13 protein-coding genes are annotated in these 13,340 nt (G+C 69.3%); 7 read left to right on the top strand and 6 right to left on the bottom strand.

Translation table 11 applies throughout. The features are described 5' to 3' along the window. Positions 1–4: 4 nt before the first annotated feature. From OO47_RS05345 to OO47_RS05325, 5 genes are all read right to left on the bottom strand, one after another. Positions 5–592, bottom strand: coding sequence for a CYTH domain-containing protein (locus tag OO47_RS05345; RefSeq protein ID WP_030205916.1), 588 nt, complete (start codon positions 590–592; stop codon positions 5–7). A gap of 149 nt (positions 593–741) precedes the next feature. Then, a complete protein-coding gene (locus tag OO47_RS05340) occupies positions 742–1,041 on the bottom strand; it encodes a hypothetical protein (protein WP_030205913.1) in 300 nt (99 codons plus the stop codon). 72 nt (positions 1,042–1,113) lie between these two features. After that, on the bottom strand, positions 1,114–1,623 hold the full coding sequence (locus OO47_RS05335; RefSeq protein WP_030205911.1) for a nucleoside-diphosphate kinase: 510 nt from the start codon (positions 1,621–1,623) through the stop codon (positions 1,114–1,116). Positions 1,624–1,819: 196 nt separating this feature from the next. Next, a complete protein-coding gene (locus OO47_RS05330) occupies positions 1,820–2,386 on the bottom strand; it encodes a CYTH domain-containing protein (protein WP_030205906.1) in 567 nt (188 codons plus the stop codon). Between the two features lie 144 nt (positions 2,387–2,530). Further along, complete coding sequence (locus OO47_RS05325) at positions 2,531–3,223, bottom strand: HAD family hydrolase (RefSeq protein WP_030205905.1); 693 nt, start codon at positions 3,221–3,223, stop codon at positions 2,531–2,533. A gap of 94 nt (positions 3,224–3,317) precedes the next feature. Here OO47_RS05325 and OO47_RS05320 point away from each other — a divergent pair, with 94 nt between their 5' ends. Together OO47_RS05320 and OO47_RS05315 are read left to right on the top strand one after the other, a co-directional pair. Beyond that, positions 3,318–4,091, top strand: coding sequence for a helix-turn-helix domain-containing protein (locus OO47_RS05320; RefSeq protein ID WP_030205904.1), 774 nt, complete (start codon positions 3,318–3,320; stop codon positions 4,089–4,091). After that, complete coding sequence (locus OO47_RS05315) at positions 4,078–4,545, top strand: NUDIX hydrolase (protein ID WP_033208153.1); 468 nt, start codon at positions 4,078–4,080, stop codon at positions 4,543–4,545. The genes OO47_RS05320 and OO47_RS05315 overlap by 14 nt, the downstream gene beginning before the upstream one ends. Here OO47_RS05315 and OO47_RS05310 read toward each other — a convergent pair. Next, on the bottom strand, positions 4,533–5,096 hold the full coding sequence (locus OO47_RS05310) for an HD domain-containing protein (protein WP_030205898.1): 564 nt from the start codon (positions 5,094–5,096) through the stop codon (positions 4,533–4,535). The genes OO47_RS05315 and OO47_RS05310 overlap by 13 nt on opposite strands. A gap of 239 nt (positions 5,097–5,335) precedes the next feature. On the opposite strand from OO47_RS05310, the gene OO47_RS05305 reads away from it, so the two are divergent. The 5 genes from OO47_RS05305 (at position 5,336) to OO47_RS05290 (ending at position 13,229) form a co-directional block, all read left to right on the top strand. Then, complete coding sequence (locus tag OO47_RS05305; RefSeq protein WP_234323084.1) at positions 5,336–6,454, top strand: DNA-methyltransferase; 1,119 nt, start codon at positions 5,336–5,338, stop codon at positions 6,452–6,454. Positions 6,455–6,476: 22 nt separating this feature from the next. Further along, complete coding sequence (locus tag OO47_RS34690; RefSeq protein ID WP_158708629.1) at positions 6,477–7,625, top strand: PDDEXK family nuclease; 1,149 nt, start codon at positions 6,477–6,479, stop codon at positions 7,623–7,625. A 605-nt stretch (positions 7,626–8,230) separates the two neighbouring features. Further along, the gene (locus OO47_RS05300; protein ID WP_078489484.1) at positions 8,231–10,948 is read left to right on the top strand and encodes a BTAD domain-containing putative transcriptional regulator; all 2,718 of its coding nucleotides are present in this window, start codon (positions 8,231–8,233) and stop codon (positions 10,946–10,948) included. Between the two features lie 473 nt (positions 10,949–11,421). Continuing rightward, positions 11,422–12,450 (top strand): helix-turn-helix domain-containing protein, encoded by a 1,029-nt coding sequence (locus OO47_RS05295; protein ID WP_030205887.1) that lies wholly within the window; start codon positions 11,422–11,424, stop codon positions 12,448–12,450. Positions 12,451–12,578: 128 nt separating this feature from the next. Further along, positions 12,579–13,229: a pyridoxamine 5'-phosphate oxidase family protein gene (locus OO47_RS05290; protein ID WP_030205885.1), complete on the top strand. Its 651-nt coding sequence runs from the start codon at positions 12,579–12,581 to the stop codon at positions 13,227–13,229. Positions 13,230–13,340 lie beyond the last annotated feature (111 nt).

Here is a 13,340-nt window from a genome sequence, read left to right as displayed (position 1 = left end):
ATGCCTAGCTGGCGGTGGCGGCGGTGGCCGCCTCCTTCTCCTTGCGCTCCTGCTCGGCGGCCTCGAAGGCGGCCGTGAAGTCGGCGAGCTCCTGCTCGGTCATCAGGTGGATGCCGAGCTCGTCGGCGACGCCGCGGATGCGGGCGGTGGCCTCCTCCTGGGCGGTGGCGCCGGCACCCTCCTCGAGGAGGACCTCGAACTCGGCGTGGTGCCCCCACGCCTCGCTCCACTTCACGGCGATCTCGACCCCGCGGAAGCGGAAGTTGTGCCGCTGATTGAACGCCTGGTGCATGGTGCCCTCGAAGCCGAGGGCGTTGAAGATCCGCACGGCGGCCGGCACGTCGTCCCGGGCGATGGCGAACTCCGTCTCGGGGAACGCGGCGCCCTGGCCGATCTTGCTGGCCTTGAGCGTGATCTTCGCCGAGCCGGCGGCCGTGTTGTCGGTGACCTTCAGCAGCTGGTCGGGCAGCACGTAGAAGTAGATGTTCTTGTCGTCGCGGCCGAGGTCCTCGGCCTCCGCCGCGAGGCGGACGAGGAGCTTCTCGTACGTCTCCTCGTCGAACCGGGCGCGCATCTCGATCTCGATGGCCACAGGGGCTCCCTTCCGGAATGAGGCATGGGTGGTCCGCCCGAGCCGTCCCGCACATGGGGGCTGGCTCGGCTGGACGTGATGTGTGGTTGATCAGCGGCCGGCGGGGTGCGGTCCGTCGTCGGGTGCCGCACCGCCGCCGGGGTCGTACGTCAGTCGAAGTCGCCGAAGCGGTCGCGCAGGACGCCCTCGTGCAGGTAGTTCGGCAGGAGGACGCCACCGACGGACACCCTCTTGGTGGCGACGTCGCCCTCGGTGTCGCTGGGGAAGCCGGCGAGCAGGGTCAGGCACTGCCTCGCCCACTCGTGGGACTTGTCCCAGTCGCCGGCGTCGCGGCTCTGGATGGCGAGGGCGAAGGCGGTCTCCGCCGCGGCCCAGCGGTCGGTGGCCAGCTCCTGCTGGAAGACGCTCTCCAGCTCGGCTGCGGAGGCGACGCGGGTCGGGTTGGTCATGGGTCTTCTCTCCTACGTTGGTGCTGGGTGGTGTTCAACGCGTCGGCTTCCGAGAGGTGACCTCGGTGCGGGTCAGTACGTGAAGATCTCCGCGAGGGTGCGGTAGTCGTGGAGCTCGTCCTTGTCGAACCAGAGCGCCACCTCCTGGTCGGCCTCCTCCTTGTTGCCGGAGGCGTGCACGAGGTTCGCCACCGCCTTCCCGGAGGCGGCGCTGGCGCCACGGCTGTAGTGCGAGAAGTCGCCCCGGATGGTGCCGGCGGGGGCCTCGTTCGGGTACGTGCTGCCGACGATCTTCCGTACGGTCGCGACCGCGTCGAAGCCCTCCAGGACGAGCGCGATGACGGGGCCCTGCTGCATGAAGGTCGCGGTGAGGTTGTAGACCTCCGGGCCGAGCCGCTCCTCCAGATCGAAGTAGTGGCGCCGGGTGAACTCGGCGTCCATCTGCTTCATCTTCACGCCGACGATCTTCAGCGCGGCGTCCTCGAACCGGCTGATGATCTTCCCGCCGAAACCGCGGACCAGAGCGTCGGGCTTGAGAAGGACGAGCGTGCGCTCCACGGTGTTTTCCAGATCCTGGGCCATCGATTCCCTTTCAGCTTTCAGGCAGGCCAGATGGCGGGCGCTCAGCGCCTCGCCCGCCCGAGGTTACCGGCGGCGTAACCCCGTTCCGCGCAAGGCAGTTGAGCGATTGAAGGCTTATCGGCCAAGTGGCCGAGACCATCGCCCGATGGGGGTCGGCCGGCCAGTGGTGAGTTCGGGTGTTGCCCCTCGTGCCAGGTCACGTCGCACAGGCATGGGCGGTATCGGCGAAGAGGAGGGTGGGTTCGGCAAGCACGTTGCGCCTGGTCGCGTTCAGGTAGATCTGCTCGACGCTCCCGGCTTGGGCATCGCCAAAGTCGAACCCGATCAAAGCCGCCGCCTGCCGGACGGACGCCTCATCGGGGCCGGCGACCGCGACGAGCCCGGGGAGGTCGGGCCACGCCTCGATCGAGAACGCCGCTTCCCCCAGCCGCCACTCCTCGCGGAAGTGCTCCTGGTAGCGGGTCTCGCGCAGGCCCAGCTTGCGAAGGATCTCCACCGCGGCCGCGCGGTCGGACACCACGGTCTCGACGGCCGTGCTGCCCTGGAGCGCCGAGGAGGCGCAGGACGAACCCAGCGCGAGGCTGACGCGGGTGCCCTGGCCGCAGAGGCGGAGACAGAGACCGGGGTCCAGAACCTCCCCCTCGAAGATCCAGCACGTACGCAGCGCCCAGGGGATCCTTTGGACGGCTCCCACCCGGCCGAGCCTGGTGCGGATGTCGGCGGCGTCGACATCCAGGAACCGGACTTCGTACTCGCGCTTCATGGCCCCCTTCTCCCCTTGTGAGGCCAGCGACCGCTCCTTCGGGCGATCGCTGACTTGCGATCCGTACTCAGACAGATGATGGGGAAGGAGAGGGGGACACCGTCACCGCGTCTGCGGACGCCAGGCAGGACGTCCTGGGACGTTTCACCGTTGCGCGGCGCGCTCCAGCAGATCCAGCACCCGAGAGGTCTCGGACAGGTCCCTCAGGACCACGGAGGCTCCCGCCGCTCGCAACTCTTCTTCGCTGTGGATGCCGGACGCGACCGCGATGATCTGCGAACCGGTCGTGAGCGCGGCTTCGACGTCCCGAGGCGTGTCACCGACGAGCACCACCGGGACGTCCGCTCCAACGCCTCGGAGCCGGCGGGCCCGCTCACGAGCCACTTCCACGAGGTCCGGTCGCAGATCCGCGTCGGCGCCGTACGCGCCCACGGACAGGTCGAGAAGCGTGTCCAGCCCGAAGGCGGAAAGCTTCACCACGGCGTTGGCCGCGATGTTCCCCGTCAGAACGGACGAGATCCAGCCATGCCGACCAGCCGCTGCCGCGAGTGCCTCACGCACCCCAGGCAGGGCGCTCCCACGACGGCGCAGATCCTCCTCGCGCCCTTCCCCGGCCTTGGCGAGAGCCGCTTCCACGACGGTCCAGTCCGGCACGGGGACACCGTGCCGGACAAGCAGCTCCCGCATGATCAGACGATCCGTACGGCCCTCCGTCCGCGCCGGCCCGTCCGGATCCCGCCCCGCGAGGAGGGAGAACGCGCTCGCGTAGATCTCCTTGCTCACCCCGGCGTTCTCGATGAGCGTGTGGTCGATGTCCCACAGAACAATGAGCTGCATGGCGCCAGCGTAAGGAGACGGCCGAGAGCGGCCCGGTGAAGACGTCCCAATACGTCCTTGCCCCGCCTCCCCAGCCCGCGCTTGCATGACCAGCGTGAACGAGCGACTGCATTCCGTACTCGCCCAGCGGGGCGTCTCGATCGAGTCGCTCGCCGAGATCTGCGAAGTGGATCCCAAGACCGTAGGTCGCTGGCTCGGCGGGCGCGTTCCCCACCGGCGCCATCGATTCGCCGCGGCCCAGCACCTGCGCGTCGAGGAGTCCTTCCTCTGGCCCCCGCAGCAGTCCCGAACGACGCGGACAGCGCCGACTTCCGACGGTGAACTCGTCGGCACCTACGCGAACCGGGCGAGCGTGCCCCGGGAGATGTGGATCTCGCTGCTTCGAGGAGCGCAGAAGGAGATCAGCGTTCTCGTCTTCTCGGGCACCTTCTTCGCCCAGTCCAACCCCGATGTGGCCCGGATGCTCGCCGAGCGCGCGCAGGCCGGCGTCCGCGTACGTCTGTGCTTCGGCGACCCCACCGGCGGGGCGGTCGCTGTCCGGGGCCGGGAGGAAGGCATCGGCGACACGCTCGCGGCGAAGATCCGCGCCTCGCTGACCTACTACCGTCCTCTCCTGGGGAAGCCGGGGTGCGAGGTACGACTGCACGACACCACCCTGTACACCTCGCTCTTCCTCTACGACGAGAACTTGCTGGTCAACCCACACGTGTGGGGACGCCCCGCAAGCGCCAACCCGCTGCTCCACCTCAGACAGGGCACCGAAGGCGGCTGGTTCGACAACTACGCTCAGAGCTTCGACGCCGTCTGGGCCGGCGCACGGCCCTGGACACCCGACCAGGAGGGGACCGCCGCACATGGGCAGGACTGAGTACTACAACGACCCGGACGCCCCCAAGGCCAACACCCTCATCCCCGCCAGCAACCTGCTGGTCGTCGACGGCAGCGGCGCCATCCTGCTCCAGCGCCGCCGTGACACCGGCCAGTGGGCGCTGCCCGGAGGCGCCCAGGACATCGGCGAGACCGCCGCCGAGTGCGCGGTGCGCGAGTGCCTGGAGGAGACGGGGATCGTCGCCGAGATCACCGGCTTTCTCGGCGTCTACACCAACCCGAACCACATCGTGGCGTACACCGACGGCGAGATCCGCCAGCAGTACGAGAACACCTACATCGGCCGCCCCGTCGGCGGCGAGCCCACGATCAACGACGAGGCCGACGGCGTCCGCTTCGTCCAGCCGGCCGACCTCGACCAGTACGACATCCACGCAAGCATGCGCCAGCAGATCGGCGACTACCTCGCCGGCACCTACCCCTACCTCGGCTGAGCCGCCAGCGCCGCCTCCACCCGCCCCACGGCGGCGAAGATCTCCGGCGCCGCCCGACGGATGAACCGCCCGACCACGCTGTCTTCCCCGTAGCGGCCAAGGATCTCCGCGACCCGCTCCTCGGCGGTGGTCCGGCCGCCGTCGGGCGTGGTCGTCATGTCGCAGTACACGAGCGCGTCCACCAGCAGCGGCTCCTCCAGCAACGGAAACTCGCTCGCGAGCTCCTCCCGCAGCCCCCGCTCCTCGGCCTCCAGGAGCGCGAACGAGTGGTTCGCCACCAGCCGCGTCAGCCGCTCGTCAGCCCCGTGCTCATCGCGGAGGAACCGGGCGCCGTCTAGCGGATGGAACCCGGTCGTGGCCAGGCGCGGCGCGTACCCGACGTCATGCAGCGTGGCGGCAGCGACGAGGAGGCTACCGTCTTGCCTGATCACCTGGCTTACCTCGATCGCGCGTTCGGCTACTCCCCGTGTATGTGTCCACCGCCGTGGAAGCGTTTTGCCGAGTTCCGTCTCCGCGACCGCAGCCGCCCACTCCTCGATGAGGTCACTCATGCGGGGTCTCTGCCCAGGCAGTTTCCCCTGCACGCCTTCGACCGCTAACTCTGCGCTCGGTCGGCTAGGGCCGCTGCTACAGCCAGTAGATCCTGGGGTCCGATCTGCTGAGCCGGGGAGGTGTGAGGGACGTCCGACTGTCGTAACTCCGGGTGATGATGCGGTTAGTACCAGAAGCCCCACCTGGGTAAAAGGCCACGTACTTCGCTACTGACAGCCCGACCCTTTAGGCTGCCCATGTGGTTCGACAGGTAGACACGACGCAGAGCACGAGGCCCGAGATGCAAGCGCAGGATGAGACCGTCGCCGGCGGTGATCGGGTCCAGGTCTACTGCGGCGATGCCTACGACCTCATGGCGTCCCTGGAGCCTGAGTCGATCGACTTGCTGATCACTTCCCCGCCCTACTGGGGCCTCCGTAGTTACGGGCAAGACCACAACGAGGACATCCTCAAGCAGTGGCTTGCCGAGGACTCAGACCGGGTCCAGACCGACGTCCCGCCCTATGAGTGGTACCGGGATCACGGCGGTGTACTTGGGCTGGAGCCCCTGCCTGAGTGGTACATCAGCCACCTTGTGGAGATCCTGCAGCGTGCTGCCCCAGCCCTTAAGCCCGGCGGAAGCATGTGGATCAATATCGGAGATACCTACTTCGCGCGTTGGTCGAGCATTCGTCATGACGGTCGGCAAGGGCTGGGTGACAACCCAAGGTCGCGGCGCCGAACTCCAATGGGCGGGTTCCGGCAAGAAAAGCAACTGCTGCTTATCCCGAGCCGTTTCGCCATTGCTATGCAGGACCTTCGATGGATCCTTCGCAACGATCTTATTTGGCATAAGCCTAACGTTCCTCCGCGCCCCGAGAAAGATCGCCTCCGACTCTCGCATGAGCATTTCTTCCACTTCGTGAAGCGCCCCAAGGAAGGGCGGGCGAAGTATTTCTACGACATCGATCAGGTCGAGCGGGGAGCTCGGGACGTCGTCTATTACGACTTCGAAGAGATCGAGCCTGTTGATGGAGATGAGACGGAGATCTCCTACTACGACTATCAGGAAGTCGAAGACGGGGCGCATGACGTGGTTAAGACGCACGTCCGGTCGGGCTCCGATGGCCACTCGGCTACCTTCCCTATCGATTTGATCACGCCGCGCATCCTGAGTTCCTGCCCTCCGGGTGGGACTGTTCTCGACCCCTTCTGTGGAACGGGGCGGTCCCTTTCTGTGGCGGCGTCTAATGGGCGTAATGCAATCGGTTTTGAACTCCACAAGCCTTTTCATGAGGCGGCTACGAAGAATGCCAGCGAAGCGGCGGGACAGCTGTCCTTCGATCTGGGTGATGATCTAAAGGAGATGGGGACCTAATTTGTCCGGGGGCGGTACGAAGGTGAAGAAGGAACCAGGGAACTTCATCGCCGAATGGTTCGGGCACCGGGTTTACCCGGTGGTTGCTGAAACACCCGCGAGTCTCCAGGATCAGGCAGCCGAGCGCTGTCCCTTCCTGACGGAAGTCACCGGGAAACAGACGAAGTGCGTCAAGCGCGCTAACTCTGCAGGGGTTTGCACCATCAGCAGCACCAGTAACGGCAGTCGACAAGACTGGCTGGCCTGCCCCTTCAGGGCCCTGGATCGCGACATGTTGAACGATGCTGCTCACCGCCTGTTCGGTCACGCTCAGGGCGATGACGTTAGTATCGTTGCAGTCCCCGTACTCGAAGATAAGGCCGCCACAGAGGAAGTGCGAAAGAGGGTTGCTGATGGTAAGCCCACTATCGTCTACTTTCAGAATAAGCTAGGCGGGGAGATTTCTATTAGTCCGACTGATCGCTCTCCGGAGTTCTCGTTCGATGCCACCATGATCGAGCTTCTTTCGGACGGCTCAGGTGCGCTCGCGGTGGGGCGTTACGGGGTATTCGAAATCCAGACCATGGATTTTCATGGCACATATCAAAAGGCCGTAGCGAACCTCCGGAATGCCAGTCATATGCATGCTGGCGAGTTCGGAAAGGCGATCGCCTCGCATCCGCAGTGGCTTTGCGAAAAGGTTGAGGGGCCGAACATTGCCAACGCCTTTAAGCGGACCTTCTATCAGATGATGTTCAAGTTTCAAATTGGTGCTCACGGTACTTCCGCGGGTTGTATTCTCGCTATCCCCCGGGCTGTGTGGGATAGCTGGCAGAGACATCTGGGGCGTCCCGATCTGGTCGAATACGGCGACGGAACGTGGCGGCTCGTACAGGAAGGTAATGAGCCTGTCGAGAATCCTCCGGCATGGATCTATGTGTTCGATGTGGAAGAGTCGGCAACGGACACGCCTAATTCTCTTGCCCTCTGGCGCGTGATTGGCACCGATGCAGCCACGCTGAGCCACTACACGCTCGACGTCGCGCCGGAAGCAGCTCTGGAGGCTGGAGGTTCGGTCGACCGCCTGCGTAGCCAGATAACGCTGCGCCTCTCCAAGTACTTGCCTGAGCTCGCGCCCACTAAGGCTCGTATCAAGAAGGCTGCGGCAGGTGCTGGGCAGATGACGCTTTGATTTTCTCGGGGGTGAGGCGGCGCTACTGGTGTCCTGGTCGACGAACAGCTATCGCCTCACTCCGTACGCCGCCTTCGACCGTCCTGCGCGTGAGCGCTCCGTGAGCGGACTGGGTGGCACTAGGGTGGACCCGGCGTCATGGTGATCACGGTCGGACGCCTCTGATCTGGGGAAACGGGATTCCGTGGCATCGTCCGGCACCGGCCGGGATGATCTTGCGGGCCCTCGTAATGCGTAGGTCTCGGGTTCGAATCCCGAAGGCGGCTCGCTTGGAACCCCAGGTCGGAACCAATCCGACCTGGGGTTTCGTGGTTTTCGGGGTGTTCGGGGCGGGGTCGGGGCGTCGTGCTTGTCGCGCAGGGGTGCCGGGGCGCGTGTCCGTGGAAGTCGGCACTGCGGCGGGGGCGGTCGAATTCCCGGTCCGGCTCGGGGCGGCTCCGCATGTCCGTGCCGCTTCGCCGTCCTGTGCGGCGCGCCCTTGCCCGTGGCATTGGTCTAGTCCAAACTGATCATTGACGAAGCCTCTGCAGAGTCGGCCGTGCACGGCCCGCCAGGCCGCCGCCGGTCATGATCGACAGGACGCGGTCATCGATGAGGGGGATGCCATGTCGGAGCGGGCGTCGGCCACGGGGGTTCCCGGGGGTGATCCGGACGACGGGCCGGGGTCTTTCGGCGCGCGGCTCCGGGCGTTCCGCAGGCGGGCCGGGCTGAGTCAGGAGACGGCCGCCTCGCGGGCCGGAATCAGCACCAGGGCGCTGCGCGACATCGAACGCGGGCGGGTCCGGCGGCCCCAGGCGCGGACCCTCCGGCGGCTCGCCGAGGCGCTGGAGCTGAGCGGCGGCGAGCTGGCGGAGCTGCTGGCCGCCGACCGCGCCGCGCCGTCGCCGCGCGGTGCCGGACGGCCCCGGCTGCTCATCCTCGGCCCCCTCTCCCTCCAGCGCGGCCGCGCCCCCGTTCCCCTCACCAGTCCGATGCTGCGCCGTCTGCTCGGACTGCTCGCGCTCAAGCACCCCGAGCCCGCCACCCAGCGGGAGATCACCGACGTCCTCTGGCCGTCCGGGCCGCCCAGTTCCCACCAGAGCCTCGTGCACACCTACGTCAGCCAGGTGCGGCGGCTCCTCGAACAGGACGGTCCGTCGCCCGGCGTCGTCCGGACCCCCGTCGGCTACCTCCTCGAAGCCCCTCGCCACCAGACCGACCTCGGCCACTTCGACGAACTCCTCGACCACGCGGAGCGGTTGCTCCGCGCCCCCGACCCCGTCTCCGCGTACGCGTCGCTGACGCAGGCCCTGCGGTGGTGGCGCGGCCCCGTGCTCGCGGACGCCGACCCCGTCCTGCGCCAGCACCCCGCCGCGGTGGTCGCCAACGAGCGGCGCGTCAAGGCCGTGCTCCTCCACGCCGACACCGCGCTGCTGCTGCGCCGGCCCGAGGAGGCCGTCCCGGTGCTGTGGGACCTGGTGAACGCCGAGCCGCTGCACGAAGGCCTGCACGCCCGGCTGATCCTCGCCCTCGCCAGCTGCGGCGAACAGGCCGCCGCGCTCAACGTGTTCAACCGGCTGCGCGACCGGCTCGACGAGGAGCTGGGCATCGCGCCCAGCGCGGAGGTCCGCGACGCCCACCTGCGGGTGCTGCGCCAGCAACTCCCCTCCGCGCGCCGCCCCGACCACCCCGCGCCACCCCGACGTGCCCCTTCCGCCGGGCCGTTCCCGGCCCAGCTGCCCGCCACCGCCGGCTCCTACGTCGGGCGGCGGCGGCAGATGCGGGAGCTCGACGCCCTCGTCTCGCCCGACCCGGCGGCCCGCGCCCACGTGGTCGCGGTGGTCGGCGCGCCCGGCGTCGGCAAGACCGCCCTCGCCAAGCACTGGGCGCACGCCCGGCGCGAGCACTTCGAGGACGGGCAGCTCTTCGTCGACCTGCGCGGCCACTCCCCGCTCCCGACCCTGCGCCCCGGCGACGTCCTCGCGCAGTTCCTCCGCGCCCTGGGCGCCCCGCCCGGCCGGCTGCCCGCCGACGAGGACGAGGCCGCCGCCCTGTACCGCACGCTGCTCGCCGACCGGCAGATGCTCATCGTCCTCGACAACGCGCGCGACGCCGAGCAGGTCAGACCCCTCATCCCCGGCGCCCGGGGCTGCGCCGTGGTCATCACCAGCCGCAGCCGGCTCGCCGGCCTCGTCGCCAGCGACGGCGCCCGCCAGCTCGTCCTCGACGTCCTCGACCCCGACGAGGGCCGCCGGCTGCTCGCCGCCACCGTCGGCGAGAGCCGGGTCGCGGCCGAGGAGGAGGCCGCCCGCAGGCTCGTGCGGGTCTGCGGCGGCCTGCCCCTCGCCATCCGGATCGCCGGGGCCAACCTGCTGGCCCGGGACGCCCGCATCGCCGACCACTGCGCCGCCTTATCCGGCGACGACGTGCTCAGCCGGCTGCGCGTGGAAGGCGACCGGCGCTCGACCGTACGGGCCGCCTTCGACCTCTCGTACCGCGCGCTCCCCGCCGCCGGCCGGCGGATGTTCCGGCTGCTCGGCCTGATGCCGGGGCCCGACCTCACCGTGGACGGTGCCGCGGCCCTCGCGGACACCACCTCGGCCGAGGCCGCCGGACTCCTCGCCGTCCTGACCGACGCCCACCTGGTACGGGAACGGGCGGGCGGCCGGTTCGGGCTCCACGACCTGCTGCGCACCTACGCCCGCGAGCTGGCCGGCCGCGAGGAGGCGCACGCCGCCCGGCAGCGGCTCTTCGACTGGTACCTCTACCACGCCGACGCGGCGGCCCGGCTGCTCCACCCGGCGGAGACGGCTCCGGCCGCCGGGACGCCCGCCCCTTCGGCCGCGCTCGTCTTCTCCGACCACGGCGAGGCCTCGGAGTGGCTGGACGGAGAGCGGGAGAACCTGGCCGGTGCCGTCCTCCAGGCCGCCGGGACCGGCTTCACCTCCGTCGCCTGGCGGCTCGCCGAGAGCCTGCACCCCTACCTCTCGACCGGGCTGTACACGGGCGACTGCCTCAAGGTCGCGACCGCCGGCCTGTTCGCCGCCGTCGCCGACGACGAACCGCGCGCCCAGGCCGCCGCCCAGCTGCGGCGCGCCGAATGCCACCGGGCCCTGGCCGACGACGCGCAGGCCCTGGAACTGTTCGGCAGCGCCCTCGAACTCGCGCGGCGGGCCGACTGGACCGAGGGGCAGGACCTCGCCCTGCGCCGCATCGGCGCCGCCCGGCGGGAGGACGGTGCCGCGCACCGGGAGGGCGGTGCCGCCCGGCGGGAGGACGGTGCCCCGTGCCCGGCCTGCGAGCATTCCCTCTCCGGCCGGGCCGCCGAGTATCCGGGTCGTTGAGTGCCTGAGTGCCTGAGTGCCTGAGTGCCTGAGTGCCTGAGTGCCTGAGTACCTGCGTGGTTGCGCGGCTGTGGGGAGCTTCGTGCGTCCTCGTCCCGCCCTGTGGGAAACCGGCGCAAGGAGGGTGGCCCGGCGGTCGAACGCCCTTTTGTTGCGGGGAGTTGAACGGGCGGAAGGACAAGTGCTCCGGCAGTTGCCCCGGTTCTGCCGGTTGCCACCGGCATACCACCGTCCGCCGCCGGAACCACAGGTCGACACCGGTGCGCCGGGGCGCGAGCCGTCCTCCGGAGGCTTCCGGTCCTCTGGTCCGCCTGTAGGGGCCCGCCCAGTCCGGGGCCATACGGTGGCCGCACCGCAGAACCGCTGCCCGAAGCGTCTCCGGGGGCCGTCCCAGCAGACGGCCTCCCGTTCTTCCCGTTCTCCCCGTCCTTCCCCCCTGTCGACAACATCCGTGCGATCAGAACGAGGTGACGATGGAAACCGCGACACAGATCCCACGCCAGGAAGCCCGCCGGGCCGCCGAAGTGGACGAGTTCGTGGTCACGTTCTACGAGCGCGTCGTCGGACGTGCCGACTTCTGCCCGTACGGGACCGCCGAGGAGCTGGGCGTCCCGCACCGGCGGGCCGAGCAGGCGGTCCGGGTGCTGCGCGAACTGCGCCTGGTCAAGCCGGCCGGGGGCGGCACGGGCCGGCTGGTCGCGGTCAGCCCGGAGGCCGCCCAGATGGAGCTCCTCGTCCCCCTGGAGCGGGAGATCCTCGACGGGCGCCGCCGCCTCGCCGGGTTCAAGGGGCAGCTCAGCTCCTTCGTGGCGGCCTTCGAGAAGCAGTCCAGGACCCGCGCCGAGTCGGTGGTGATCACCGGCGACCGCGAGGAGATCGAACTGCGCCTCCTCGAAGCCGCCCAGGCCTGCACCACCGAGGTCCTGGTCATGCAGCCCTGCGTGGCCCGCGAGACCCCCGAACTGCGCCTCGCCCGCCCCCTCGTCCTCGACGCGCTGCGGCGCGGCGCGCAGGGCCGCATCCTCTACCCCCACACCGCCCGCGGCGACTCCGGCACCCGCGCCCACCTCGGCGAACTCCTGCCCGTCGGCGGGCGGGTGCGCACCACCAAGGAGGTGCGCGACCGCTTCCTGGTCTTCGACCGGAAGACGGCCTTCATCCCGGCCGGCGAGGGCGACGCCATCGCCGTCGTCTACGACGGCGCGGTCGCCTCCTTCCTCGCCGGGCTGCACGCCCGGGTCTGGGAGTCCGCCTTCGACTTCGACTCCGGGGCGTCCGGGTACGCCGGGACGATGGGGGACCTGAAGGCGACCCTGCTCGACCTGCTCGCCTCCGGCGCCAAGGACGAGGCCATCGCGCGCCGGGTCGGCATGTCCGAGCGGACCCTGCGCCGCCACGTGGCCGCGATCATGCAGGAGCTGTCGGCCGGCAGCCGCTTCCAGGCCGGTGTCCTCGCCGCCCGCGCCGGGCTGGTCGACCTGTCCCTGGAGAGCGCCGCGTGAGCCGCTTCGACCACATCGACCTGATCCCGGGGAGTGCCGCGTGAGCCGCTACGACCACATCGACCTGATCCCGGGGAGTGCCGCGTGAGCCGCTACGACCACATCGACCTGATCCCGGGGAGCGCCGCGTGAGCCGCTACGACCACATCGCGTACACCCCGTCCGTACGCAAGGCGCAGGAGGAGATGGGCAGTGCCGCGGCGGCCGGGCGCCGCCTGCGGGAGCCGGACGCGGGGCCCGAACCGCTCACCGGCGACGCGGCCGACTTCATCCGGGGCCTCGACGGCTTCCTGTTCTCCAGCGTGAGCGAGAGCGGCTGGCCGTACATCCAGTTCCGGGGCGGCCCGCCGGGGTTCGTCCACGTCCTGGACGCGCACACCCTCGCCTACCTGGACGTCCGGGGCAACCGGCAGTACATCACCACCGGCAACGTCCGCGGCGACGACCGGGTCGCGCTCTTCTTCATCGACCACGCCCGCCGGACCCGCCTCAAGCTCTTCGGCCGCGCCACCGTCGTGCCGGTCGGCGCGGACCCCGCGCTCGCCGAGCGCCTGGAGCCGACGCGTACCGAAGGAACGGTCGAACAGCTCGTCACCGTCCGGGTCGAGGCCTTCGCCTGGAACTGCCCCAACCACATCACCCCCCGGTTCAGCCAGGACGAGCTCTCCGACGCCCTGGCGCCGGTCCGCGGGCGCATCGCGCACCTGGAGGAGGAGAACGCCGCCCTGCGCGCGGAGCTGGACGCGCTGCGGGGGGACGGTGGTCCGCCGTTCCCCTGAGGCCCGGAAGACCATTGAGGGTTTCTCAACCTGCTTTGCGAGCTTGCCGGTTGACCTGACAGCATGACGAAACCCCTGGTAGATGGGTTTTCGACCAAGAGAACCGTCTCC

This window comes from Streptomyces bikiniensis (genome assembly GCF_000716625.1).
In the GTDB taxonomy this organism is placed as follows: Bacteria; Actinomycetota; Actinomycetes; order Streptomycetales; family Streptomycetaceae; genus Streptomyces; species Streptomyces bikiniensis.
Note: the sequence above shows the minus strand (reverse complement) of the source record. Positions and strands in the feature narration are given on the sequence as shown.

Bases quoted from the DNA above. Each gene is read 5' to 3' on its own strand.
- OO47_RS05335 (WP_030205911.1), bottom strand. From the start codon at position 1,623: ATGGCCCAGGATCTGGAAAACACCGTGGAGCGCACGCTCGTCCTTCTC.
- OO47_RS05340 (WP_030205913.1), bottom strand. From the start codon at position 1,041: ATGACCAACCCGACCCGCGTCGCCTCCGCAGCCGAGCTGGAGAGCGTC.
- OO47_RS05315 (WP_033208153.1), top strand. From the start codon at position 4,078: ATGGGCAGGACTGAGTACTACAACGACCCGGACGCCCCCAAGGCCAAC.
- OO47_RS05295 (WP_030205887.1), top strand. From the start codon at position 11,422: ATGGAAACCGCGACACAGATCCCACGCCAGGAAGCCCGCCGGGCCGCC.
- OO47_RS05310 (WP_030205898.1), bottom strand. From the start codon at position 5,096: ATGAGTGACCTCATCGAGGAGTGGGCGGCTGCGGTCGCGGAGACGGAA.
- OO47_RS05330 (WP_030205906.1), bottom strand. From the start codon at position 2,386: ATGAAGCGCGAGTACGAAGTCCGGTTCCTGGATGTCGACGCCGCCGAC.
- OO47_RS05325 (WP_030205905.1), bottom strand. From the start codon at position 3,223: ATGCAGCTCATTGTTCTGTGGGACATCGACCACACGCTCATCGAGAAC.
- OO47_RS05300 (WP_078489484.1), top strand. From the start codon at position 8,231: ATGTCGGAGCGGGCGTCGGCCACGGGGGTTCCCGGGGGTGATCCGGAC.